Consider the following 24,639-nt stretch of genomic DNA (forward strand, 5'->3'; position numbering starts at 1 on the left):
AGCCGGCGCAAGGCGCGTGTGGTTCTCAGCATAGCGAAGGGCCGGAAGGCGGCGGGTGCGGATGCCATAGACTCGGGGGGCAGGTTCAGTCGGTTGAGCGGGGAGCGATGGACACCATGATGACGGCGGACGTGTCCGCCGTACGACCTCGTTCGCTGGGCCGCACGATCCGGGCTTACATCGCGCTGACCAAGCCGCGGGTGCTCGAGCTGCTGCTGGTCACGACCGTCCCGGTGATGATCCTCGCCCAGGGCGGTTTCCCCGACATCTGGCTGGTGCTGGCGACCGTGCTCGGCGGTTCGATGAGCGCCGGATCCGCGGCGGCGTTCAACATGTACCTCGACCGCGACATGGACGCCCACATGCAGCGGACGGTGAACCGCCCGCTCGTGACAGGCGAGGTCTCGCCGCGCGGAGCGCTGGTGTTCGCGTGGACGCTGGCAGCGGTATCCACCGTCTGGCTCTGGCTCACCACGAACTGGCTTGCCGCCACCCTGTCGGCTGTGGCGATCTTCTTCTACGTCGTCATCTACACGATCATCCTCAAGCGCCGCACCGAGCAGAACATCGTGTGGGGCGGAATCGCCGGCTGCTTCCCGGTCGTCATCGGCTGGTCCGCCGTGACCGGCTCGCTCACGTGGACGCCGATGATCCTGTTCGCGCTGGTGTTCCTCTGGACGCCGCCGCACTACTGGCCGCTGTCCATGAAGTACAAGGACCAGTACGAGGGCGTGGACGTGCCGATGCTCGGTGCGACCCGCTCCGGGTCGCAGGTCGGTCTTCAGATCATCCTGTACGCGTGGGCGACCGTGGCGTGCTCGCTGCTGCTGATCCCGGTGGCGAACATGGGACTGGTCTACTCCGTGTCGGCGCTCGTGTTCGGCGGCTGGTTCATCTACGAGTCGCACCGCCTGTACACCCGCGCCGTGCGCGGGACCGAGCCGCGACCGATGCGCGTCTTCCACGCCTCGATCACGTATCTCACGCTCCTGTTCGTCGCGATCGCCGTCGACCCGCTCCTGCCGTTCTGACCGGGGCGTTCAGCCGGCCTCGCCCTCTTTGGGGAACTGGGCGCGCAGCGCGGTCTCCTCGGCGTCGATCGCCTGCAGCGCCGCGACGATAGCGGGTTCCTGGTAGCGCCCCTCGGCGCGCGCCTTGAGCACAGCCGCTCTCTCCGCATCCAGCATCGCCCTGCGGAGTCGGTACTTCGCCTCCAGCTGGGGGATCGATGCGTCCGGACCGTAAGCGTCCAGCGTCTCACCGAGGAACCCCGCGTCGCTGCGCAGAAGGGCGGCGACGTGCTTCTCATCCTCCGGAAGCTGCTGACCGTCCAGCAGATCGATGCCCGCCTGACGCGCCTCGGCCATCAGCAGCCGACGCTCGGCGAGCTCCTGCACCAGGCTGGGCTTCGGCAGCTTTAGGCGCCGGATGATCGCCGGCAGCGCCAGGCCGCCGAGGAGGCTCGCCACGACGACGACGAACGCGAGGAACTGCAGGTACTCGCGGCCGGGAGTCTCCTTCGGCAGCAGGAAGACGGCGGCCAGGGTCACGACGCCCCGCACTCCGGCGGAGGAGACGGCCACGCCGTTGCGCCAGGCCCAGCCGCGCTCCCGCAGGCGTCGCGGTCCCTTGCGGTACAGCAGCGTGGTGCCCATGACCCAGGCGAAGCGGGACGCGACGAGGGCGGCCAGGATGCCGATGCAGATCACGACGGTCGGCCAGAAGCCCGGGCCGGTGCTCATCGCCCCCTGCAGGATGCCCTTCAGGTTCAGGCCGATGAACAAGAAGACGGTGTTCTCCAGCAGGAACTTGATGGTGCGCCAGTTCAGCCGCTCGGCGACCCGGGCTTCGGCCGAGGAGACCGCCGGTGCCCGGTAGCCCAGGTACAGCCCGGCAAGGACCACGGCAAGGACTCCCGAACCGTGCAGGAACTCGCCGAGCAGGAAGGCGGCGAACGGCGTCACCAACGTGAGACTCGTATCCAAGACGGCGGAGTGGAGTCGGGAGCGCACGAAGGTGACGATCCATCCGACGCCGAAGCCCACGCCGGTCCCGACGACCACCGCGACGACGAACTCGATCCCGATCTCGGCGGGTGTCACGACGCTGACGATCGCGGCGATGGAAGCGTTCAGTGCGACCAGCGCGGTCGCGTCGTTGAGCAGGCTCTCGCCTTCGAGAATGGTCACCACGCGCCGGGGCAGCCCGAGCCGCCCGGCGATCGCAGTGACCGCGATCGCGTCGGTCGGCGCGACCACCGCCGCGAACGCGAATGCCGCGGCCAGCGTGACCGCCGGGATCAGAGCGAAGGTGGCGAATCCCACGACCACGACCGTGAACGCGACCAGGCCGACCGACAGCAGCAGGATGCTGTCGCGACGCGCGCGTACGTCGATCACGCTGGTGCGTATCGCCGCGGCGAACAGCAGGGGCGGGAGGATGCCGTAGAGGATCAGCTCGGGCTGGACCTCGACCTCCGGAATACCGGGGACGAACGAGACCGCGCCGCCGACGACCACGAGGGCCACGGGGGCGGACCAGCCGAGCCGGCCGACGATGCCGGTGACCGCGACCGTCGTGAGGACGAACAGAACGATCCAGGTGATCGTTCCGATGGGATCCACGGAGACAGTATTGCGTCCCGCCCCGTGGAAGGGGAGTCGATCAGCGCTGAGGTGCGACCTCGGGGGTGTGGTCGACCTCTGCCGCGACGTCGTCGAGTGCGTCGTCCTCAGCGGACCAGTCGAGCGACTCGATGAACTCCACATCGGTCACCGGCACGAACGAGCGCACAACGGCGACCACGAGCGTCAGGGCGAGACCGACGATGCCGGTCGCGATCAGGATGCCGCCGACGATCGCCCAGACCTGGCCGACGTAGACGTCGACGGGGGTTGCCGTCCCGGCGGTCAGCGTGGTGGACATCACGGCGAGCTTGTCGACGGTGAGCCACGCGCCGACGGCGGCGGTGGCGAGGGATCCGGCGAGCAGGATCCAGAACGGGATGCTGCGGATGAGGCTGGGGCGTGCGGTCATCGGGTGACTCCTTGGTTCGAGGGGGCATCGGGTGTGCCCGGAAAGTGGTCAGCGCCGGGTATGCACCGGACGGACCGAGCCAGAGTACGCGGCCCGATCGGGAAGAGCCTGAGCGCTCGCCTTGAGGTGCAGGACCACGGCGGTCATGGCGGCGACCAGCAGCACCGCCAGAACCATGTGGATGTTCACCAGCGCGACCGGCAGCCCGGCACGCGACTGCCACAGGCCCACCACCGTCTGGGCTGCTTCGACGGCGAGCAACAGCGCCACCCACAGCCGAAGCCGCAGGCGCGGGGGAGTGCGCCGCACACCGACCAGCAGCACGAGGGTGGCCGCGAGCAGCGCGTACGCCGGCCAGGAGTGCACGTGCTGCATGAACTCCGGATTCAGGCCGTTGCGCGCCGCACCACCGTCGCCGGCGTGCGGTCCCGATCCGGTCACGAGGATGCCGACGACGACGGTGACCATCACCAGCAGGCTCGTGAGGTGCGTCACCGCGGCGTACCAGGCCGGGACAGCGAGCACGCGTGGGCCCGGCGCCGCGTAGACCCGCTGGACCAGGACCGTGGCCAGAGCGACGAGCACGACCGAGGCGAAGTAGTGCAGACCCACCACGTACGGGTTGAGATTGGTCAGCACCGTGATGCCGCCGATGATCGCCTGCAGCGGCACGTACAGGCCGATCGCCAGGGACAGCCAGAACAGATCGCGACGTTCGCGGCGCATCCGGACCACGGACAGGAACATCGCGATGGCCACGACGACGAGGAGGAACGTCAGCATCCGGTTGCCGAACTCGATGATGCCGTGGATGCCCATCTCCGGGGTCGGCACGAGTGATTCATCGGTGCAGCGCGGCCAGGTGGGGCATCCCAGCCCCGACCCGGTCAGTCTGACCAGCCCGCCGGTGCCGACGATGCCCACCTGAACGATCAGCGTGGCCCAGGCCGCCGCGATGACGCGCCGGTCGACTCGAGCGGGCAGCCAAGCCACGAATCGCCGAAGCAATCCCAGGTCGGGAGTGGTTGTCGGGTCCGCGGCCATCGGGCCTCGCCTCCTGGAATGCGCTCCGACGTGGTCGGAGGAGGTCCCGGCCACCCGGCGCGGCGGCGGGACCCTGTAGAATCAAAGGGTCGGATGCTGGCGCGTCGCGCTCTGCATCACTGACAGTGTAGGCGCGCAGGACGGCGCCACTTGATTGGGCCCACCAAGCGGCATCCCCCTCCGGTACTCCACCGAAGGAGCAGGAATGCCGGGGCGGATGACACCGTTGCGGCCCGGAGGAGAGTGTGACGATGTCGGATGTCCTGATCGACCGACCCGAGCTGGCAAGCCTCGGACAGTACGAGTTCGGCTGGCACGATGACGATGCCGCCGGCGCGACCGCGCAGCGCGGTCTGAGTGAGGCCGTCGTTCGCGGAATCTCCAGTCTGAAGAGCGAGCCCGAGTGGATGCTCAAGACTCGGCTGAAGGGGCTGGCGCTCTTCGAGCGCAAGCCGATGCCCACGTGGGGCGCCGATCTCAGCGAGATCGACTTCGACAACATCAAATACTTCGTCCGCTCCACGGAGAAGCAGGCCGGGTCGTGGGAAGAGCTTCCCGAGGAGATCCGCAACACCTACGAGCGGCTCGGCATCCCCGAGGCAGAGCGTCAGCGCCTGGTATCGGGTGTCGCCGCCCAGTACGAGTCCGAGGTGGTCTATCACCAGATCAACGAGCAGCTCGAGGCCCAGGGCGTCATCTTCATGGACACCGACACGGCGCTGCGCGAGCACCCCGAATTCTTCGAGGAGTACTTCGGCACGGTCATCCCCGCCGGTGACAACAAGTTCGCGGCGCTGAACACCTCCGTATGGTCGGGCGGATCGTTCGTCTACGTGCCTCCGGGTGTCCACGTGGAGATCCCTCTGCAGGCCTACTTCCGCATCAACACCGAGAACATGGGGCAGTTCGAGCGCACCCTGATCATCGCCGATGAGGGATCGTACGTGCACTACATCGAAGGCTGCACGGCGCCGATCTACAAGAGCGACTCGCTGCACTCGGCGGTCGTGGAGATCATCGTCAAGAAGAACGCACGAGTGCGTTACACGACGATCCAGAACTGGTCGAACAACGTCTACAACCTCGTCACCAAGCGTGCGATCGCCCATGAGGGCGCGACGATGGAATGGATCGACGGCAACATCGGCTCGAAGGTCACGATGAAGTACCCGTCGATCTTCCTGGTCGGCGAGCACGCCAAGGGCGAGACGCTCTCGGTCGCCTTCGCCGGCCCCGGTCAGCACCAGGATGCCGGCGCGAAGATGGTGCACATGGCGCCGTACACGCAGTCCTCGATCGTGTCAAAGTCCATCGCGCGCGGTGGTGGCCGAGCCGGATATCGCGGTGAAGTGCGGGTGGACGCCAATGCGCACCACTCGGCGAACACCGTCCGCTGCGACGCGTTGCTGGTGGACACCATCTCGCGCTCGGACACGTACCCGTCGATCGACATCCGCGTCGATGACGTGCAGCTCGGCCACGAGGCCACCGTGTCGAAGGTCAGTGAAGAGCAGCTCTTCTACCTGATGAGCCGAGGGATGCCCGAGGACGAGGCGATGGCCATGATCGTCCGCGGCTTCATCGAGCCGATCGCTCGCGAACTTCCCATGGAGTACGCCATGGAGCTCAACAAGCTCATCGAGATGGGCATGGAAGGCAGCGTCGGTTAAATGACGACCTCGACACAGGCACCCGAAACGGTGCCGGGTTCTTCGGTGCCCGGCGCGAAGGGGCACACCGACGGCGCGTGGGCCCCGATCCAGACCCGTTCCGAGCGCGCGCGCTCGTACGATCCCGACGACTTCGAGCGGCCCACCGGCCGGGAGGTCAACTGGAAGCACACCCCGATCGACCGCATCGCGCCGCTGTTCGAGGATGCCGCGGGCACGCCCGGCGCGGTCGCCCTCGCCTTCAGCGGCGCAGCGTCGGTGGAGATCACATCCAAGCGGGTCGGTGACGCGCCGCGCGGTGAGGTGTTCACGCCCGAGGATCGCCCGGCCGCCATCGCGTGGCGACAGTCCGAGGAGGCGACCCACCTGCGCATTCCCGCCGAGGTCGAGCTCGCCGAGCCGGTCGTCGTGGACATCACCGGCCATGGCGCCGACGGGAACAGCGCGCTGGCGCACGCGCACCTCATCATCGAAGCGGCCGCGAACGCGCGCGGCGTCATCGTCCTGCGTCATCGCGGTGAGGCGCACTTCGCCGAGAACGTCGAGATCATCGTCGGCGACGGCGCCCATCTGACCGTGATCACGGTGCAGGAGTGGTCGGATGCCTCCGTGCACGCGGCATCCCACCAGGCGCGCGTAGACCGGGACGCGACCCTGCGCCACATCGTGGTCAGCTTCGGCGGCGGCCTCGTGCGCATCAACCCGAGCGTCGAGCTGGCAGGCCCCGGTTCGCAGGGGCAGCTGTACGGGCTGTCGTACTCCGATGCCGGACAGCACCTGGAGAGCCAGGTCTATCTCTTCCACAAGGGCCGCGACACGCGCGGCGACGTCCTCTACAAGGGGGCCCTTCAGGGTGCCGGCGCACGGAGCGTCTGGATCGGCGATGTGCTCATCGGACCGGATGCGGTCGGAACCGATTCCTACGAGGCGAACCGCAACCTGGTCCTCACCGACGGCGCGCGCGCGGAGTCGATCCCCAACCTCGAGATCGAGACGGGCGACATCCGCGGGGCCGGCCACGCCAGCGCCACCGGGCGCTTCGACGACGAGCAGCTGTTCTACCTGCAGTCGCGGGGGATCAGCGAGGAGGAAGCCCGTCGTCTCGTCGTGATCGGATTCCTCAGCGATATCGTGCAGCGCATCGGCATCCCCGCGCTCGAGACCGAGCTTCATGCCGCGATCGAATTGGAACTGCAGGAAGGAGCGCCCGAGTGAGCGCAACCCGTGTCTGCGCGTTGAGCGAGCTCGAGCAGGATTCCGCCATCCGCGTCGAGGTGAACGGCGTAGCGATCGCCGTCGTCCGCGACTCCAACGACGAGGTGCACGCCATCGGCGACGTCTGCACGCACGGCGACATCTCGCTCGCCGAGGGCTTCGTCGACGGCGACACGATCGAATGCTGGGCGCACGGCTCGGCATTCTCGCTGCGCTCCGGCAAGCCCCTCAACCTCCCCGCGTACGAGCCCGTACCCGTCTATGCCGTGACGATCGAGGGAGACGATGTGCTCATCGATCCCGCCGTCCTAAAAGAGCTGTGAAGGAAGTCCCCATGTCAGTCCTCGAGATCCGCGACCTCCACGTGACGGTCGAAACGGATGCCGGAATCACGCCGATCCTCAACGGAGTGACCCTGATCATCCGCAAGGGTGAGACCCACGCCATCATGGGACCCAACGGGTCCGGCAAGTCCACGCTCGCCTACACGATCGCCGGGCACCCCAAGTACACCGTCACGAGCGGCACGATCACCCTCGACGGTGAGGACGTCCTCGCGATGACCGTGGATGAGCGGGCCCGCGCAGGCCTCTTCCTGGCCATGCAGTACCCGGTGGAGATCCCCGGCGTGACCGTCACCAACTTCCTGCGCACCGCGAAGACCGCGATCGACGGCGAAGCGCCGCCGATCCGGACGTGGACGAAGGAGGTCAAGCAGTCGATGAAGAACCTCCGCATGGACACCAAATTCGCCCAGCGCAACGTGAACGAGGGGTTCTCGGGCGGCGAGAAGAAGCGCCACGAGATCCTTCAGATGGAGCTTCTGAAGCCCCAGATCGCCGTGCTCGACGAGACCGACTCCGGGCTCGACGTCGACGCGCTGAAGATCGTGTCCGAGGGTGTGAACCGCGCCAAGGAGGAAACCGACCTCGGCGTCCTGCTGATCACTCACTACACGCGCATCCTGCGCTACATCCACCCCGACTTCGTGCACGTCATGATCGCCGGCCGGATCGTGGAGGAGGGCGGGCCCGAGCTCGCCGAGCGGCTCGAGGACGAAGGCTACGACCGCTTCGTCGATCCGGCACTCCAGCCCGTGACCGAGGGTGAAGGGTAGAATCCCCATATGACCGCGACGCTCGCACCTGAGAGATACGACGAGGTCCAGGAAGCCCTCAAGGACGTCATGGACCCCGAACTGGGGATCAACGTCGTCGACCTCGGCCTGATCTACGACCTGGGCTGGGACGACGAGAACGACGCCCTGGTGATCCACATGACGCTGACCAGCGCCGGATGCCCGCTCACCGACGTGCTCGAAGAGCAGACCGCCCAGGCCCTGGACGACGTCGTCGAACGCTTCCGCATCAACTGGGTGTGGATGCCGCCGTGGGGTCCGGAGCGCATCACCGACGACGGGCGCGACATGATGCGCGCCCTCGGCTTCGCGATCTGAGTGTCCCTGTCTGACGCTCGGGAACGGGGCATCCCGCAGCGTCGATAGGCTCGGAGGGTGAGCGTCACCCCCCTCCAGGCCCTGCCCATCGACCAGCTGCGTCAGCGTTCCAGCACGAAGTGGCGCAGCTACCCGCCGGAGGTCCTTCCGCTCTTCGTGGCGGAGACGGACTACGAGCTCGCACCCGCCATCACCGAGATCCTCACCCGCGCGGTGCGGCTCGGCGATACCGGGTACACGCCACCCGAACCGGGCATCCGCGAGGCCTTCGTCGGCTTCGCGCAGCGCCGATTCGGCTGGACGGTCGATCCGTCCCGTGTGCACTGGACCGGGGACGTGATGATGGGGGTGGTGGAGATCCTCCGCCGGGTCATCGCGCCGGGGGACCGCGTGGTCGTCATGACACCGGTGTATCCGCCGTTCTTCGACACGGTGGAGGAAGCCGGCGGCGTCGTCGAGCGGGTCCCGCTCGCGCGCACCGAGAGCGGTTGGCGGATCGATCTGCGAGGGGTGGAGGCCGCCCTCGCGGGTGGTGCGACAGCCGTCCTGCTGTGCAACCCGCACAACCCGACGGGCACCGCGCACACGCACGAAGATCTCGCCGCGCTCGCTGAACTCGCGGCGCGCTTCGATGCGACCGTCGTCAGCGACGAGATCCACGGACCGCTCGCCCACGCGGGACACGCATTCACGCCGTTCCTGAACGTCTCCGCGACGGCGGCCGAGGTCGGGTACGCCGTCACCAGCGCCAGCAAGACCTTCAATCTCGCCGGACTGAAATGCGCGGTGATGGTCGCCGGCGGACCTGCCCAGGAGGAGGTGCTGCGCTCCTTCCCCGCCGAGGTCGAGTGGCGCACGGGCTTGTTCGGCGCCCTCGCGAACGTCGCCGCATACGCACCCGAAAGCGACGCATGGCTCGACAGCCTGCTTGCCGCGCTGGGTGAGAACCGCGCGCTGCTGGCCGATCTGCTCGCGCAGCACCTGCCGCGGGCGCGGTTCCTCCCGCCGGACGCCGGGTTCCTCGCGTGGGTGGACGTCTCCGCATACGAGTGGGGCGACAACCCGGCGCCCACGCTGCGCCGGGAGGCCAAAGTCGCCCTGCATCACGGGCCCCTCTTCGGCGAAGAGGGCATCGGCCACGTCCGCATCAACTTCGGCTGCTCGCCCGACGTGTTGCGCGAGGCGGTCGAGCGGATGGGAGCGCTGGCCTCCTCGTGACCGCTTCGACCGAGCCTGCACCGAGCATCTGGGGGTCGCAGTACGTCTGGGTGACCGTCGGGGCGGCGGCACTCATCTTCCTCGCGGCGATGCAGGCACTCGCCGTCACGACCGTGATGCCGATCGTCAGCGAGGACCTCGACGGCGACGCGCTGTACGCCGTCGCGTTCGCGGGGACGCTGGCCACCAGCGTCATCGGCATGGTGGCGGTGGGGGCATGGAGCGACCGCTTCGGGCCTCGCGCACCGCTGTATGCGGCGACGGCGCTGTTCGTTCTCGGACTGGTGGTGGCGGGGCTCGCCCCGTCCATGCCGATCCTGGTGGTCGGCCGCCTGATCCAGGGTCTGGGAGCCGGTGGGCAGACGGTCGCCCTGTACGTCGTGGTGGCACGCGTGTATCCGTCGCGGATCCACGGGCGCGTCTTCGCGGCCTTCTCGGCGGCGTGGGTCGTCCCGTCGCTGATCGGGCCGTTCCTGGCGGGCGCCGTGACGGAGTACCTGCACTGGCGGTGGGTGTTCCTCGGCGTCGCCGCCCTCACCGTGGTCGCCTTCACGATGGTCGCCCTGCGGCTGCACCGCACGTCGCTGGGCACCGTCGAGCCCGCCGCCGGGCGGGTCGGGTTGCGGCTGGCGTGCGCGGTGGCGGTGGCCGCCGGAGCCCTGACGTTGAGCCTGGCGGGCGGCTTCGGCCCGTGGTCGGCGGCGGCGGTCGCGGCATCCGTCCTCGTCATCGCCGCAGCGGTGCGTCCTCTTCTTCCGGCCGGTACCCTGCGTGCCGGGCGTGGCCTGCCCAGCGTGGTGCTGATGCGCGGCCTCATCGCCGGCGCGCTGTTCGGCGCCGAGATCTACGTGCCGTATCTGCTCATCGACGAATACGACTTCTCGCCGACGTGGGCGGGCCTCGGACTGACGGCGGCTGCCCTGGCGTGGGCGGGCGCGGCCGATGTCCAGGGCCGTTTCGGCGACCGCATCGGCAACACCCGGATCACTCTGATCGGGTCCGCGCAGCTGTTCACGTCCATGATCGTGGCCGCTGCCGTCGCGTGGGGGGACCTGCCGCCGGCGATCCTGATCGTCGGCTGGGCGCTGGCGGGCGGGGGCATGGGGTTGATGTATCCACGGCTCACCGTGTTGACACTCGCGTACTCGACATCCCAGAACCAGGGCTTCAACTCTTCCGCGCTGTCGATCTCGGACTCTGTCGGCGCGGCGGTGACGATCGCCGCAATGGGGCTCGTCTTCACCGCACTCAGCGGATCGGATGCCGGTTTCCCGACCGTCTTCGCGTTGGCGGCCGGGCTGGCCCTCCTGGCGTTGGTGCCGGGCCTGCGCCTCGGGCACGCGCACGAGAGCGTGCCCGCGCGGCGCGGCGCCTAGGGCGGCGAATGACGAAAAGGATTTTGTCCGCGAAGGATGGTAAGGCTAACCTAACTGAGTGAGTTCATCCGCTGTCGTCAGCACGCGTCCCTCGTATCGACCCTATGTCGCAGCAGTGGCAGAGGTCCGGCGTCTTTCGCCGCACTTCGTGCGCGTCGTCTTCACCGGTCCCGACTTCGGGATGTTCGGCACCGCCGGGCTCGACCAGCGCATCAAACTGATCCTGCCGCTGCCCGACGGCACCCTGAGCGACATCGGCCAGCGCGACGAGGCCGCGATCGACTCCGGCGATTGGTACATGATCTGGCGCGACCTGCCGAACGCCACACGCAGCCCGCTGCGCACCTATACGGTGCGCCGCATCGATCCCGACGCGCGCCGGCTCACGGTCGACTTCGTCGTGCACCATGACGCGGGACCCGCGGGGGCGTGGGCCGAGCAGGCCGTCCCCGGGCAGGAGATCGTGGTCGTCGGACCCGACCAGCGCAGCGACGGGTACCGCCTCGGTCTTGACTGGCACCCGGGCACGGCTCGGCGCGTGGTGCTGGCCGGCGACGAGACCGCCGCGCCCGCGATCTGCTCGATCCTCGAGTCCCTCGACGAGTCGTACGAGGTCGACGCGTTCATCGAGGTGCCCTCGGCCGCGGACCGCCAGGAGCTGGTCATTCCGGACGGCTTCCGTGTGTCCTGGGTGGAGCGAGGCGATCGCGACCACGGGACCGCACTGACCGAGGCGCTCACCGACTGGAGCAGCACGGCCGGCGACGTGCTGGCGCAGGCGGCTGCACCGCGACGTCAGGAACTCGCCGACATCGACGTCGACCGCGACCTGCTGTGGGACAGCCCCGCAGACTCCGAGGGCGAGTTCTACGCCTGGATCGCGGGGGAGGCGGCGATGGTCAAGGGACTGCGGCGTCACCTCGTGCAGGGCTGCGGCGTCGACCGCAAACGTGTCGCGTTCATGGGGTACTGGCGGCTCGGGCAATCCGAGCGACAGGAGTGACCAGCGCTCGCGGTCGACGCGGGCGGCTTGCACTGTGTGCGGCGATCGCGCTCCTGGTGGTCATGGTCGCGATCAGTCTCATGATCGGCGCCCGTGCGGTCGCACCCGCCGTTGTCGTGGACGCCCTCCTGCATCCGGACCTGTCGATCGCCGATCACAGCGTGATCCTCGAGCAGCGGGTGCCGCGCACGGTCATCGGAGTGCTCGCGGGCGCCGCTCTGGCCCTCGCCGGCACACTCATGCAAGGGCTGACGCGCAACCCCCTCGCCGACCCCGGTCTGCTCGGCATCAACGCGGGTGCCTCGATCGCCGTGCTCGCCGCGATCACGCTGTGGGGAATCACGTCGCCGTCCGGCTTCGTGTGGTTCGCGTTCGCGGGGGCGGCGCTCGCCTCGATCGTGGTGGGGGTCATCGGGACCCGCGGCCCTGACGGATCCAGTCCCGCCAAGCTCGCGCTGACCGGCGCGGCAGTGACCGCGGGACTGACGGCCGTCAGCACTCTCATCCTCACGACCTCCATCACCGCTTTCGACGTCTTCCGCTACTGGCAGGTGGGTGGCCTGACGGTGCGCGGGCTCGACACGGTCGCCGTGGTCGCGGTGCCGATCCTGATCGGGGCGGTCATCGCGTTCAGCTCCGCCCGAGGACTCGATCTCATGGCACTGGGGGAGGACACCGCAACCGGCCTCGGGCACAGCGTCGCGCGCACGCGCGTCTTGGGGATCGTGGCGACCGTCCTCCTGTGCGGCGGGGCGACGTCGATCGCCGGACCCATCGTGTTCCTCGGACTGCTCGTGCCCCATGCGCTGCGGGCGATCGTCGGCGGAGACTATCGCTGGCTGCTTGCCGTGGGCGCGCCGACGGGTGCGATCGTCCTGCTGGCCGCTGACGTCCTCGGCCGCGTGATCGCGCCGCCCGGTGAGGTGCAGGCCGGCCTCGTGGTCGCCTTCGTCGGTGCTCCCGTCCTCATCTCGCTCGTGCTGCGACGCCGGAGCGTGACCCTGTGACCGCCTCGGTCCTCGAGATCCGCGCCCGCGTGCGGCGGCGCCGCAGCATCGTCGTCTCTGCCGTGCTCCTGGCCGTCGTCGTCGTGGCCGTCGTGTCGCTGTCCATGGGCGACTACGCCATCGCACCCGCCGACCTCTGGCGCACCCTGTGGGGCGGGGGGATCGCGCGCAGACGTACGTCGTCTTCCAGGTGCGCGCGCCGCGCGTCGTCATGGCGCTACTGGTCGGGGCATCGCTCGGAGCGGCGGGCGCCCTGCTCCAGTCGCTGCTGGGCAACCCGCTGGCAAGCCCGGATCTGCTCGGGATCAGCGGCGGCGCCGGTGCCGCGGCGGTGTTCGCGATCCTGATCCTGGGCCTCACCGGCCCGCTGCTGGCCGTCGCCGCCTTCGCGGGCGGGCTGATCGTGGCCGCGTTCCTGCTGCTGGCCGGACAGCGGCGCGCCGACGGGGGATACCGGCTCATCCTCGCCGGCGTCGGCGTCGCGTTCCTGTGCGTCGCGGTCATGAACTTCCTGATGGTGCGCGCCCAGGTCGAGCTCGCCCAATCGGCGCTCATCTGGCTGACGGGCAGCCTCTCGTCCACCCCCTGGTGGAACGTCGTGACCGTGCTCGCCGTGGCGCTGCTCGCGACCCCGGCCGTGGTCGCATGCGCCCGCTGGCTCCCGCTCACGCAGATGGGCCCGGCGACCGCCGCATCGCTCGGCGTGCGTACATCGACAGTGAGCCTCGCTGTCGTGCTCACCGCCGTTCTGCTGACCGCCGTGACGTGCGCATTCGTCGGTCCGATCGCCTTCATCGCGCTGTGCGCCCCGGCGATCGCGCGACCGCTGCTGGGTCACGGTGCCGTAGGCATCGGCACGAGCGCTGCGATCGGAGCCGCACTGCTGGGCGCGGCCGACCTCGTCGCGCAATTCGCTCTGCCGGGGATGTCGGTCCCGGTCGGCGTCGTGACCGGCGCCATCGGCGCCGTGTTCCTGCTCTGGCTCCTCGCAACGTCGAAAGGACGACAGCTGTGACTCCTCCGGACGCACCGCGCCTGAGCGCGCGCGGACTCGCCGCCGGCTACCCGGGCCGCCGGGTGATCGAGGACCTTGACCTCGAGTTCGCTCCCGGGCGGATGACGATGATCATCGGGGCCAACGCCTGCGGCAAGTCGACGCTCCTTAGCGTCCTGGCCCGGGTGAATGCGCCCCTCGCGGGTCGCGTAGAGCTCGACGGCGCCGACATCACGACCCTGCCGCGGCGCCGCTTCGCGCAGAGCGTCGGCCTGCTGCCCCAGCATCCCACCGCGCCAGACGGACTCACCGTCGCCGAGCTCGTCTCGCGCGGTCGGCACCCGCACCGCGGCCTGTTCCAGCGCTGGAGCACCGCCGACACCGCGCGTGTGGACGACGCCATGGCCAAGACCGGTGTGGCCGCGCTGGCCGAACGCCCCGTCGGCGACCTGTCCGGCGGCCAGCGGCAGCGCGTGTGGATCGCGATGGCCCTCGCCCAGGAGCCCCGCGTGCTGCTGCTGGATGAGCCCACGACGTTCCTCGACCTCAGCCACCAGATCGAGGTCCTCGACCTGTTGCGCACCCTCAACCGCACCGACGGAACCACGATCGTCGTCGTCCTGCACGAGCTGAATCTGGCCGCACGCTACGCCGATGACCTCGTCGTCATGTGCGAGGGGCGCGTCCTCGCGCACGGCGCGCCGGCCGACGTGCTCACGCGAGAGGTCGTCTTGCAGGCTTTCGACCTCGATGCGCTCGTCATCCCCGATCCACTCACATCCACCCCCCTCGTCATCCCGATTCCCGGCGGCGCGCACGCCCCCGCGGACCAGGCATGACGCGACCGAAAGGAAGATCACGCATGACCGCAACCCACACCCGACTGCGGGCGCTCGTCGCGCTCACGGTTGCCGGAGGCCTCGCCCTCACCGGATGCGCCAGCACCGGCGCGCCTGCCTCTTCTGGCACCGCCGACGCCGGCTCCTCCGCCGGCTTCCCGGTCACGTTCGAGCACATCTACGGCGAGACGGTCATCGAGTCCGCGCCCCAGCGCATCGCGACGTGGGGTTGGGGCGCCACGGATGCCGTGCTCGCGCTGGGCATCGTTCCCGTCGCGATCGCGTCGATGGACTACGGCGGGGGAGAGAACCGGATCACGCCATGGGTCGAAGAGGCCATCGCCGACCTCGGGGGCGACGAGCCCGTGATCCTGGACAACGCGACGTATGAGCTGTCCGTGGAGGAGCTGCTGGCAACCGACCCCGACGTCCTGATCGCCTCCTACTCGGGGTTGACGCAGGAGGAGTACGACGCGGTGACAGCGGCCGGCATCCCCGTCGTCGCACCCGAGGACGCGCTGTGGTCCACCCCGTGGCGTGACGTGATCACGGACACCGGCAAGGCGCTGGGAATGGATGCCGAGGCCGAGAACCTGCTCGACGGACTCGACCAGCAGGTCGCCGATGCCGCGGCCGAGCATCCCGAATTCGACGGAACGACCATCGCGTACGCCTCGGATGACGTCGACACGTTCTACCTGTATCTCCCCGCCGACCCTCGCGTGGAGATCCTCGAGGACCTCGGATTCGTCAGCGCCGGCGCGGTCACCGACCTGGACACCGGTGAATCGACGTTCTACACGACGGTCAGTTCGGAGAACCTCGACAAGATCGATGCCGAGGTGATCTTCACCCAGGTGGACAGCGAGGACACCCTGAACACGTTCCTCACCTCGGCTCGCACCAAGCTGATCCCGGCCGTGTCTGCCGGTGCCGTCGGAGCCATCGTCGGCGAGGAGAACGTCGCCGCGATCACGCCGACGGCGCTGACGCTGCCCTGGATCCTGCCCGAGATCGTCGACCAGCTGGCGGCCGCGACAGCTCTCGCGAAGGGCTGAGCGACTCAGCGTCGACGAAAGCCCCGGCCGTTCGGCCGGGGCTTTCGTCGACTCGCGATATGGAGTGGTCAGCCGCGCTTGCGCGCGTCGAGCGCGGTGACGCCCTTCCACGCGAGGGGGACCAGGGCGGCCGCGAACAGCGCCTTCACCACGTCGCCCAGAATGAAGGGGAGAAATCCCGCGCCGAGCGTTGCGCCGATCAGCGTCTGGTAGCCCATGGTGTCCTGCCACACGGCCGGGCCGAGGTTGGACAGCGAGACGTAGAGCCAGGGCAGGCCGAACGCGTAGATGACGGCGCTGCCCGCGAGGAACGCGACGAACATTCCCACGATCCTGCGATCCCACGCCCGACGGGCCAGCCAGCCGACGACGCCGGCGGCGGCGATGAAGCCGACGATGTACCCACCCGAGGTGAGGGAGAACAGGCTCCCCGAGGTGCCCTGGGAGAAGATCGGCAGACCGATCACGCCCAGTACGAGGTAGAGGATCATCGACAGCACGCCACGCAGCGGGCCCAGAGCAGTGCCGACCACGAGTACGGCGAAGGTCTGCGCCGTCAGCGGCACCGGCCAGAACGGGATGGTCAGCTGCGCCGCGCCGGCGACGAGTGCGGTCCCGGCGAGGACCAGTGTGGCGTCCGTGGCGAGCGCGAGGGCGCGCGTGCGGGAGGGCATCACCACGTCGGCGAGGACGCGGTGGTGGGTTGCGGCGGAGAGGGACATGGCGCTCCTTCGGCGTCGGAGCGACGCCGGGGGGCGACGCATGGGCTCAGCTTATGGCGCGCTCTCCGCGACTTCTTGGATGCAGTCCACCATGATTCCCGCCGTCCGTGGTGCACTTCCTGCACGCACGGATCGGCGTTCTCGCCGGGCTGACGCCGCGCAGCGGGTAGGATGGGAGGCTGGCCGTTCGGCCGCACCTCCTCTGTGAAATAGAAACGGACGTCTGCTGTGCTCGCCGTGCACGATCTCGAGATCCGCGTGGGCGCCCGCGTGTTGATGGCGGACGTCTCCTTCCGCGTCAGCAACGGCGACAAGGTCGGCCTCGTCGGCCGGAATGGGGCAGGCAAGACCACGCTGACGCGGGTGCTGGCCGGCGACCTGCTGCCGGCCGCGGGCCGCGTGGACCGGTCCGGCGAGCTCGGCTACCTCCCGCAGGACCCGCGCACCGGGGACCCCGAGATGCTCGCCCGCACTCGCATCCTCGATGCGCGCGGGCTCGGCACCCTTGCGATCGGCATGCACGAGGCCTCGTTGTCGATGGGTGACGAGGATCCCGACGTCTCGGCCAAGGCGATGAAGCGCTACAGCAGCCTCACCGAGCGGTTCGAGGCTCTGGGCGGATATACCGCAGAGGCCGAAGCGGCATCCATCGCGCACAACCTGTCCCTTCCAGACCGGATCCTGGAGCAGCCGCTGCGCACGCTGTCGGGAGGACAACGGCGTCGCATCGAGCTGGCCCGCATCCTGTTCTCGAATGCCGACTCGATGATCCTCGACGAGCCGACCAACCACCTCGACGCGGACAGTGTCGTGTGGCTGCGTGAGTTCCTCAAGAACTACAAGGGCGGGCTGATCGTGATCAGCCACGATGTCGAGCTCGTCGGCGAGACGGTGAACCGGGTGTTCTACCTCGATGCGAATCGCCAGGTCATCGACATCTACAACATGAACTGGAAGAATTACCTGCGCCAGCGGGTGGCCGACGAGGAGCGCCGCAAGAAGGAGCGCGTCAACGTCGAGAAGAAGGCCACGCAGCTGCAGCTGCAGGCGGCGCGGTTCGGGGCGAAGGCATCGAAGGCCGCCGCCGCCCATCAGATGGTCGCGCGCGCCGAGAAGATGCTGTCCGGCCTCGATGAGGTGCGCCAGGTCGACCGCGTAGCCAAGCTCCGGTTCCCGAAGCCCGCAGCGTGCGGGAAGACCCCGCTCATGGCATCCGGGCTGTCCAAGTCGTACGGGTCCCTGGAGATCTTCACGGACGTCGACCTTGCGATCGACCGCGGCTCGAAGGTCGTCGTACTGGGTCTGAACGGCGCAGGAAAGACCACGCTGCTGCGGATCCTGGCGGGCGTCGACCAGCCGGACACCGGTCAGCTCGAGCCCGGCCACGGGTTGAAGATCGGCTACTACGCCCAGGAGCACGAGAACCTCGACGTGTCCCGTTCGGTGCTGGAGAACATGATGTCGGCCGCGCCGCACATCACGGCCACGGAGGCGCGCAAGGTCCTCGGCTCGTTCCTGTTCACCGGCGATGACGTGCTCAAGCCTGCCGGCGTCCTGTCCGGTGGCGAGAAGACGCGGCTCTCGCTGGCCACCCTGGTGGTCTCCAGCGCGAACATGCTGCTGCTGGACGAGCCGACCAACAACCTCGATCCCGCATCGCGCGAGGAGATCCTGGGTGCGCTCGCGCACTACGAGGGCGCCGTGGTGCTGGTCTCGCACGATGAGGGTGCCGTCGAGGCGCTCAATCCCGAGCGGGTGCTCATCCTTCCGGACGGTGTCGAGGATCTGTGGAACCGCGACTACCAGGAGCTCATCTCGCTGGCGTGACCTGCGCAGCGGCGTCGAGGATCGAGTCCTCGTCCTTCATGTCCCGATCGCGCGGTCTGCGATCCTCGGCGTCTTCGCGGCGATACCGTCGCTCGGTGCGGATGATGTAGCCGATGAAGATGAAGCCCATGATCGCGAAGAGGATCCACTGGATCGCGTACGACAGATGCGGGCCGGGATCTTCGGACGGCACCTCGAGAGGGGTCGGCCGGGTCGCGGGTGCCGGATCCTCCGACACCAGGACGCCGTAGGCGCTGAGCTCGACGTCCGCGGCGACACCCGGGTCGATGATCTCGGCCGCCGCAGCCGGGTGGATGGTCGGGATCTGCCCCTCCGGCGCGGAGCGTCCGGATGACGGCAGCTGCTCGGCGGGTCGGAGCCGGACGACCACCACCGCCTCTCCCTCGGGCGGAGCGGGCACCTCATCCGGAAGCGGCTGCTCCTCGCCTGGGCGCACCCAGCCGCGGTCCACGAGCAGCACCCGGCCGTCGGTCAGGCGGAACGGCACCAGCACCTCGAACGCGGCGGTGCCGCCGTGCGGACGGTTGCGCACCAGAAGCTGATCCGCCGCGACGTACTCGCCCTCCAGCGCCACCGGTCGCCACTCGTCCGGAGCCTTCAGCGTGCCTCCGGGTGGGATGATCTCCTCCAGCGGCACCGGCACGGCGTCGTAGTTCTGCTCGACCAGGGCCAGCTGCTGCGCCCGGTCCGCGTTGCGCGTGAACTGCCAGTTCGAAAGGAATGCGCACGCCAGGGCGAAGACGATCGCGACGGCGACGTAGGCGGTCCATCGGACTGCGGCGGGGGCCGCTGCCCGACTCATCGCGGATCCTCCGCGCCCGCCGGGTGCAGCGAACTGACCCACACCGGGAACTCGCGCGCGGCGAGATAATCCCGTAGGTAGTCGCGGTGCTCGTCGCACGCGACCCAGATTTTCCGACGATCCTCTGGGTGGATCTTCGGGTTGCGCCACTCGACGCGCCAGCTCGCGGCGCAGCGGCATCCGGCCCGTGAGCACTCGGAGGCGCGCACGTCGTAGCCCGGCGGCGGCAGGTCGGTCACGCGTCGCCGTCCGAGCCTTCGCGTGGGCTCTCCACCGCGCGTGTCTCCTCGATCTGGACGACCGGCACCTCGCCCCCCGGCACGATGGGCGCGGACGGGGCGGCGGGCAGCGCGCGCTCCGGGTTCTCCGCCTCGGTGCGGCGCACGTTCGCGCTGACGTTCGCCAGCACGACCGCGATGTACGGCAGCACGATCGCCGCGGCCCCGAGGACCCACGTGTACCAGCCGTACGGCGTGATGATGACCATGAGGATGAAGCATGCGATGCGGATGCCCATCAGCAGGAGATAGCGGGACGAACGCCGAGACTCGTCGTCGCGCGGTGCACGCGGCAGCGACGTCGCAGATTGGGGCCTCGACGAACTCTTCACGGTCCTTCCAGACTACGCCGGGCGGCACCACGCGGCGGTCGATCACGGCGCGACTAGGCTGGCGGAATCCATCGAGTCCAACCCCCCCAGGAGAGCCTGAATGTCGGATCGCGTCGTCCTCGTCACCGGAGGCAACCGCGGCATCGGCCGCGCCATCGCCGAACGCTTCGTCGCGGAAGGCTACCGGGTCGCCGTCACCGCGCGGTCCGGTGACGGGCCCGAGGGCACCCTGACCGTGCGGGCGGACGTGACGGATGCCGCGGCGGTGGACGCCGCGTTCACCGAAGTCGAAGCGCAGCTGGGTCCCGTGGAGATCGTCGTGGCGAACGCCGGGATCACCAAGGACACGCTGCTTCTGCGCATGACCGAGGAGGACTTCGACAGCGTCGTCGCCACCAACCTGGGCGGAGCGTTCCGCGTCGTCAAGCGCGCGTCGAAGGGGATGCTGCGAGCGAAGTGGGGACGCGTCATCCTCATCTCGAGCGTGGTCGGCTTGTACGGGTCGGCCGGGCAGATCAACTACGCCGCGTCCAAGAGCGGGCTGGTGGGCTTCGCCCGTTCGCTCACCAGGGAGCTGGGCAGCCGCGGGATCACGGCGAACGTGGTCGCGCCGGGCTTCATCGAGACCGACATGACCGCGTCGCTGCCCGATGACACGCAGGCCGAGTACAAGCGCAGCATCCCTGCGGGCCGGTTCGCCACCACCGACGAGGTCGCCGGAGTGGTCACGTGGATCGCCTCGGACGCCGCGGCCTACATCTCCGGCGCCGTCATCCCTGTCGACGGCGGACTCGGGATGGGCCACTGAGCGCTCAGCCGCGGGTGTGATCGACGGCCGCGAGGATCGCGGCAGCGAGGCGCTCGGGCATCGAGAACTGCGGCCAATGTCCTGAGTCCAGCTCGACGATCTCGAGGTCCTCGAGCGCGGCGAGCTCGGCCGCCCAGGGCGGGGCGGCGTCGATGTAGCTGCGGATGTCCGCCTCCGTGACGGTTCCGGTCAGCATCGTCGCGGGCACGCGACGGCGGCGATCGTCACGCAGACGGAGCGGGTCGGTGGGAACGCGCACCGGCACCGATCGGGTGCCGGCCGCCGCGGCCGCGCGCGTCGCGTCGTCGAGGTCGGCCACCTCGGCCTGCTCGAAGAAGTCCCAGCCGGGGAACGGCACCACGCCGTCGACGACGGGGAACTCCCAGATGGAGCCGCCGTCTGCCGGCGGGAACGTATCGACGAATATGACTCGTGCGATGCGTTCCGGCCGCGCATCGACGGCGCCGTAGACGACGTTGCCGCCCCCGCTGTGGCCGACGAGGACGACGAGGCCGGGTGTCGTGTCGATCTCGTCGACCACGGCGGCGACCCAGTCGGCGATGCCGATCTCGGAGGACCGGCTCGCCGGGGCTCCGACGCCGGGCATCGTCATGGCGTGCACGGAGTGACCGGCGCTCCGGAGCACCGGCGTCACCTGGTCCCATGAGGACGCATCGAGCCAGAGACCGGGTATGAGGATGATCTTCATACCGGAACGCTACTCACTGCAGCAGACATCCCGCCTCGGCCGGAGCGCGCTCACGGCAGGAGCGGGATGACCTCGCGCAGATCGACGCGATCGATGATGAGGTCTGCCTGAGCGCGCACGGTCGGCTTGGCGTTGAAGGCGAGTCCGAGCGCGGCGACGGCCATCATCCGCAGGTCGTTGGCGCCGTCCCCGACCGCGATCGTGCGGGTCAGGGGCACGGCGGCCTCCGCGGCCCATTCGCGCAGCGCCGCCGCCTTGGCCTCGGCATCCACGATCGCGCCATCGACCGACCCGACCAGCGTGTCATCGCGCGTCGTGAGCCGATTCGCCCGCCAGATGTCGACCCCGAGCTGCGGAGCGACCGTGTCGAGGATCTCGTGGAATCCCCCCGAGACGACCCCCACCCGGCCACCGCGCTCGTGCACGGCGGCAATCAGCTCCCGGGCGCCCGGAGTCGGTTCGACGCGGGCCAGAACACGCGCAAAGGCGGTGACCGGCACGCCGGCCAACGCGGACACGCGCGAGCGGAGACTCGAGGCGAAGTCGACATCGCCGCGCATGGCTGCCTCGGTGGCCGCAGTGACCTCGGCGCTGCGCCCCGCCTCATCGGCGAGCAATTCGATCACTTCATTGCGGATGAGCGTCGAATCGGCGTCGAGCACGAGCAGGAAGCGGACGGTCGGCGCAGGCATCCCTCCACGCTAGCGCCGCGGAATGCTCGTCCCCGCCACGGGTCGTCACGCGTCGACGTGGATGCCCTTGCCGACCACCGTGATGCCCGTGTCGGTGATCGTGAACCCGCGATGCGCATCCCGCTCCCGATCGACGCCGACCGTGGCGCCGTCGGCGAGCACGACGTTCTTGTCGAGGATCGCGCGGTGGATGCGGGCGCCCTGACCCACGCGGACGTGGTCGAAGAGCACCGAATCGGTGATCGTGGAGCCGCCGCCGGCGAGCGTCCACGGGCCGACGACACTGCGCTCCAAGTGTGTGCCGGACAGCACGGAGCCGAGCGAGACGATCGAATCGATGGCGTTGCCGATGCGGCCGACCGAATCGCGAACGAACTTCGCCGGTGGCGAGTTGAGCGTCTGCGCGTGGATCGGCCACTGCGTGTTGTAGAGGTTGAAGATCGGCAGCGTCGAGATGAGATCCATGTGGGCGTCGAAGAACGACTCGATCGTGCCGACATCGCGCCAGTAGTCGCGATCGCGGTCCGTGGAGCCGGGCACGTCGTTGAGCTTCATGTCGTACACGCCCGACTCGCCGCGTGCCACGAAGTAGGGGATGATGTCGCCGCCCATGTCGTGATTGGACGTCGGCTGCTCGCCGTCCGCTTCCACCGCCTCGATCAGCGCATCGGTGTCGAAGATGTAGTTGCCCATCGAGGCGAGGACCTCGTGAGGTGCGTCGGCCAGACCGGTGGCGTCCTGCGGCTTCTCGAGGAACTGCCGGATCTTCGTCGGATCCGTCGGCTCGACGTCGATCACGCCGAACTGGTTCGCCATCGACAGGGGTTGACGGATGCCGGCGACCGTCGCCCGCGCGCCCGACGCGATGTGCGAATCCAGCATCTGGCGGAAGTCCATGCGGTAGACGTGGTCCGCGCCGATCACGATCACGATGTCGGGCTTCTCGTCGTTGATGAGGTTCAGGCTCTGCAGAATGGCGTCGGCCGAGCCCGAGAACCATCGCTTGCCGAGGCGCTGCTGCGCCGGGACCGAAGTCACGTAGGAATCCAGCAGCGGCGACATCCGCCACGTCTGCGAGATGTGCCGGTCGAGGCTGTGCGACTTGTACTGGGTGAGCACGACCAGCTGTCCCAGACCTGAGTTGATCAGGTTCGATATCGCGAAATCGATGAGCCGATACTGCCCCCCGAACGGGACGGCCGGCTTGGCCCGATCCGCCGTGAGGGGCATGAGACGCTTGCCCTCGCCGCCCGCGAGGATGATCCCGAAAATCTTGGGCGCTGCATGCATGGCACCCACCCTATGCCGCACTTCCGCTCGCGTACTAGCGTGTTGACATGCGAGTCGACATCGTCACCAAGGAGTATCCGCCAGAGATATACGGCGGCGCGGGAGTGCACGTCACCGAACTCGTGAAGGCGCTGCGCGAGCGGATGGACGTGCAGGTTCGAGCCTTCGGCGCGCCTCGTCATGAGGAGGGAACCACCTCGTACGATGTGCCCGCTGAACTGGCGACCGCGAACGGAGCCATCCAGACGCTCGGCACCGACCTCGAGATCGTGACGGATGTGGTCGGCGCCGACGTCGTGCACAGCCACACCTGGTATGCGAACTTCGCCGGCCACCTCGCCGCGCTGCTGCACGGCATCCCGCACGTCGTGACTGCGCACAGCCTCGAACCGCTTCGACCGTGGAAGGCCGAGCAGCTCGGCGGGGGCTACGCCGTGTCCAGCTTCATCGAGAAGACCGCCTACGAGGGCGCGGCCGCGATCGTCGCGGTCAGCGAGGGCATGCGCAACGACATCCTGCGCAGCTATCCCACGCTGAATCCGGCCAAGGTGCGCGTGATCTACAACGGCATCGACGTCGACGCGTGGCATCCGGTCGAGGATCCCGCCCTGCTGTCGGAGCTCGGGATCGATCCGACGAAGCCGTCCGTCGTCTTCGTCGGACGCATCACTCGGCAGAAGGGGCTGCCCTACCTTCTTCGCGCCGCGGAGCAGCTGCCTCCGGATGTCCAGCTGGTCCTGTGCGCAGGCGCACCGGACACGCCGCAGATCCTGGCCGAGGTCCAGGAGCTCGTGCGCGGACTGCAGCAGACGAGGAACGGCGTCGTCTGGATCGACCGGCTGCTGCCCCGTCACGAACTGTGCGCGGTGCTCAGCGCGGCCACCACGTTCGTCTGCCCGTCCATCTACGAGCCGCTCGGGATCGTGAACCTCGAGGCGATGGCCTGCGGTGCGGCGGTCGTCGGAACGGCCACCGGCGGGATCCCCGAGGTCGTCCGGGACGGCGTGACGGGTCGGCTGGTGCCGATCCAACAGGTGCAGGACGGCACCGGGACCCCGCTGCATCCGGACCAGTACGTCGATGACCTGGCGCGCGTGTTGATCGAGGTCGTGTCGGATCCGCAGCGCGCAGCGGCGTACGGCGTCGCCGGTCGCGAGCGCGCCGCGAACGATTTCAGCTGGTCCTCGATCGCCGATGCCACGGCCGAGCTCTACGCGGAGGTCAGCGCCAACCGCCGATAGG

General features: G+C 68.9%; 26 protein-coding genes. 16 read left to right on the top strand and 10 right to left on the bottom strand.

What is annotated here, in order from left to right; all coding sequences use genetic code 11:
* Positions 1–116: 116 nt before the first annotated feature.
* A complete protein-coding gene (locus ABD655_RS08280) occupies positions 117–1,031 on the top strand; it encodes a heme o synthase (protein WP_344715753.1) in 915 nt (304 codons plus the stop codon).
* A 9-nt stretch (positions 1,032–1,040) separates the two neighbouring features.
* Here ABD655_RS08280 and ABD655_RS08285 read toward each other — a convergent pair whose 3' ends face one another.
* Genes ABD655_RS08285 through ABD655_RS08295 form a run of 3 tightly spaced genes read right to left on the bottom strand, consistent with a single transcriptional unit; the run spans position 1,041 to position 4,080 of the window.
* Positions 1,041–2,624 (bottom strand): Na+/H+ antiporter, encoded by a 1,584-nt coding sequence (locus ABD655_RS08285; protein WP_344713115.1) that lies wholly within the window; start codon positions 2,622–2,624, stop codon positions 1,041–1,043.
* A 40-nt stretch (positions 2,625–2,664) separates the two neighbouring features.
* Positions 2,665–3,036, bottom strand: coding sequence for a dinucleotide-utilizing enzyme (locus ABD655_RS08290; protein ID WP_344713116.1), 372 nt, complete (start codon positions 3,034–3,036; stop codon positions 2,665–2,667).
* A 48-nt stretch (positions 3,037–3,084) separates the two neighbouring features.
* The gene (locus tag ABD655_RS08295; protein ID WP_344713118.1) at positions 3,085–4,080 is read right to left on the bottom strand and encodes a COX15/CtaA family protein; all 996 of its coding nucleotides are present in this window, start codon (positions 4,078–4,080) and stop codon (positions 3,085–3,087) included.
* A gap of 251 nt (positions 4,081–4,331) precedes the next feature.
* Between ABD655_RS08295 and sufB the strand changes: the two genes are divergently transcribed.
* The 12 genes from sufB to ABD655_RS08355 all read left to right on the top strand — a co-directional run bounded on the left by sufB (position 4,332) and on the right by ABD655_RS08355 (position 15,916).
* Entirely contained in the window at positions 4,332–5,750 is a 1,419-nt protein-coding gene (sufB, locus tag ABD655_RS08300) for a Fe-S cluster assembly protein SufB (RefSeq protein ID WP_344713120.1), read from the top strand.
* Entirely contained in the window at positions 5,751–6,965 is a 1,215-nt protein-coding gene (gene sufD / locus ABD655_RS08305; RefSeq protein ID WP_344713122.1) for a Fe-S cluster assembly protein SufD, read from the top strand.
* The gene (locus ABD655_RS08310) at positions 6,962–7,288 is read left to right on the top strand and encodes a non-heme iron oxygenase ferredoxin subunit (protein WP_344713123.1); all 327 of its coding nucleotides are present in this window, start codon (positions 6,962–6,964) and stop codon (positions 7,286–7,288) included. The genes sufD and ABD655_RS08310 overlap by 4 nt, the downstream gene beginning before the upstream one ends.
* An 11-nt stretch (positions 7,289–7,299) precedes the next feature.
* On the top strand, positions 7,300–8,082 hold the full coding sequence (gene sufC / locus ABD655_RS08315) for a Fe-S cluster assembly ATPase SufC (protein WP_344713125.1): 783 nt from the start codon (positions 7,300–7,302) through the stop codon (positions 8,080–8,082).
* A 9-nt stretch (positions 8,083–8,091) separates the two neighbouring features.
* On the top strand, positions 8,092–8,421 hold the full coding sequence (locus ABD655_RS08320; RefSeq protein WP_344713127.1) for a metal-sulfur cluster assembly factor: 330 nt from the start codon (positions 8,092–8,094) through the stop codon (positions 8,419–8,421).
* Between the two features lie 57 nt (positions 8,422–8,478).
* The gene (locus tag ABD655_RS08325) at positions 8,479–9,639 is read left to right on the top strand and encodes a MalY/PatB family protein (RefSeq protein ID WP_344713128.1); all 1,161 of its coding nucleotides are present in this window, start codon (positions 8,479–8,481) and stop codon (positions 9,637–9,639) included.
* Entirely contained in the window at positions 9,636–11,015 is a 1,380-nt protein-coding gene (locus ABD655_RS08330) for an MFS transporter (protein ID WP_344713130.1), read from the top strand. Before ABD655_RS08325 ends, ABD655_RS08330 begins: the two co-directional genes overlap by 4 nt.
* A gap of 58 nt (positions 11,016–11,073) precedes the next feature.
* Positions 11,074–12,018, top strand: coding sequence for a siderophore-interacting protein (locus tag ABD655_RS08335; protein ID WP_344713131.1), 945 nt, complete (start codon positions 11,074–11,076; stop codon positions 12,016–12,018).
* The gene (locus tag ABD655_RS08340; RefSeq protein WP_344713132.1) at positions 12,015–13,025 is read left to right on the top strand and encodes a FecCD family ABC transporter permease; all 1,011 of its coding nucleotides are present in this window, start codon (positions 12,015–12,017) and stop codon (positions 13,023–13,025) included. Before ABD655_RS08335 ends, ABD655_RS08340 begins: the two co-directional genes overlap by 4 nt.
* A gap of 148 nt (positions 13,026–13,173) precedes the next feature.
* Entirely contained in the window at positions 13,174–14,040 is an 867-nt protein-coding gene (locus ABD655_RS08345; RefSeq protein WP_344713133.1) for a FecCD family ABC transporter permease, read from the top strand.
* Complete coding sequence (locus ABD655_RS08350; protein WP_344713135.1) at positions 14,037–14,858, top strand: ABC transporter ATP-binding protein; 822 nt, start codon at positions 14,037–14,039, stop codon at positions 14,856–14,858. The genes ABD655_RS08345 and ABD655_RS08350 overlap by 4 nt, the downstream gene beginning before the upstream one ends.
* A 23-nt stretch (positions 14,859–14,881) precedes the next feature.
* Entirely contained in the window at positions 14,882–15,916 is a 1,035-nt protein-coding gene (locus ABD655_RS08355) for an ABC transporter substrate-binding protein (protein WP_344713136.1), read from the top strand.
* A 68-nt stretch (positions 15,917–15,984) separates the two neighbouring features.
* On the opposite strand, the gene ABD655_RS08360 is transcribed toward ABD655_RS08355, so the two are convergent.
* A complete protein-coding gene (locus ABD655_RS08360) occupies positions 15,985–16,638 on the bottom strand; it encodes a biotin transporter BioY (RefSeq protein WP_344713137.1) in 654 nt (217 codons plus the stop codon).
* Positions 16,639–16,866: 228 nt separating this feature from the next.
* Here ABD655_RS08360 and ABD655_RS08365 point away from each other — a divergent pair, with 228 nt between their 5' ends.
* A complete protein-coding gene (locus tag ABD655_RS08365; RefSeq protein ID WP_344713139.1) occupies positions 16,867–18,465 on the top strand; it encodes an ABC-F family ATP-binding cassette domain-containing protein in 1,599 nt (532 codons plus the stop codon).
* Here ABD655_RS08365 and ABD655_RS08370 read toward each other — a convergent pair.
* The 3 genes from ABD655_RS08370 to ABD655_RS08380 are packed head-to-tail and all read right to left on the bottom strand — an operon-like array spanning position 18,449 to position 19,898.
* Complete coding sequence (locus tag ABD655_RS08370; protein ID WP_344713141.1) at positions 18,449–19,288, bottom strand: SURF1 family cytochrome oxidase biogenesis protein; 840 nt, start codon at positions 19,286–19,288, stop codon at positions 18,449–18,451. The genes ABD655_RS08365 and ABD655_RS08370 overlap by 17 nt on opposite strands.
* Positions 19,285–19,527, bottom strand: coding sequence for a hypothetical protein (locus ABD655_RS08375; protein ID WP_344713143.1), 243 nt, complete (start codon positions 19,525–19,527; stop codon positions 19,285–19,287). The genes ABD655_RS08370 and ABD655_RS08375 overlap by 4 nt, the downstream gene beginning before the upstream one ends.
* Positions 19,524–19,898, bottom strand: a complete 375-nt coding sequence (locus ABD655_RS08380; RefSeq protein ID WP_344713145.1) for a DUF3099 domain-containing protein — start codon at positions 19,896–19,898, stop codon at positions 19,524–19,526. The genes ABD655_RS08375 and ABD655_RS08380 overlap by 4 nt, the downstream gene beginning before the upstream one ends.
* Positions 19,899–19,998: 100 nt before the next feature.
* Here ABD655_RS08380 and fabG point away from each other — a divergent pair, with 100 nt between their 5' ends.
* A complete protein-coding gene (fabG, locus tag ABD655_RS08385; protein WP_344713147.1) occupies positions 19,999–20,706 on the top strand; it encodes a 3-oxoacyl-ACP reductase FabG in 708 nt (235 codons plus the stop codon).
* A gap of 4 nt (positions 20,707–20,710) precedes the next feature.
* Here the strand turns inward: fabG and ABD655_RS08390 are convergent, their stop codons facing one another.
* The 3 genes from ABD655_RS08390 to glgC are packed head-to-tail and all read right to left on the bottom strand — an operon-like array spanning position 20,711 to position 23,397.
* The gene (locus ABD655_RS08390; RefSeq protein ID WP_344713149.1) at positions 20,711–21,415 is read right to left on the bottom strand and encodes an alpha/beta fold hydrolase; all 705 of its coding nucleotides are present in this window, start codon (positions 21,413–21,415) and stop codon (positions 20,711–20,713) included.
* Between the two features lie 50 nt (positions 21,416–21,465).
* Positions 21,466–22,107, bottom strand: coding sequence for a phosphoserine phosphatase SerB (gene serB / locus ABD655_RS08395; protein WP_344713151.1), 642 nt, complete (start codon positions 22,105–22,107; stop codon positions 21,466–21,468).
* Between the two features lie 45 nt (positions 22,108–22,152).
* A complete protein-coding gene (gene glgC, locus ABD655_RS08400; RefSeq protein ID WP_344713153.1) occupies positions 22,153–23,397 on the bottom strand; it encodes a glucose-1-phosphate adenylyltransferase in 1,245 nt (414 codons plus the stop codon).
* Positions 23,398–23,444: 47 nt separating this feature from the next.
* On the opposite strand from glgC, the gene glgA reads away from it, so the two are divergent.
* Entirely contained in the window at positions 23,445–24,638 is a 1,194-nt protein-coding gene (gene glgA / locus ABD655_RS08405; RefSeq protein WP_344713155.1) for a glycogen synthase, read from the top strand.
* Position 24,639: the final 1 nt, after the last annotated feature.

This window comes from Microbacterium terregens, assembly GCF_039534975.1.
Taxonomy (GTDB): Bacteria; Actinomycetota; Actinomycetes; order Actinomycetales; family Microbacteriaceae; genus Microbacterium; species Microbacterium terregens.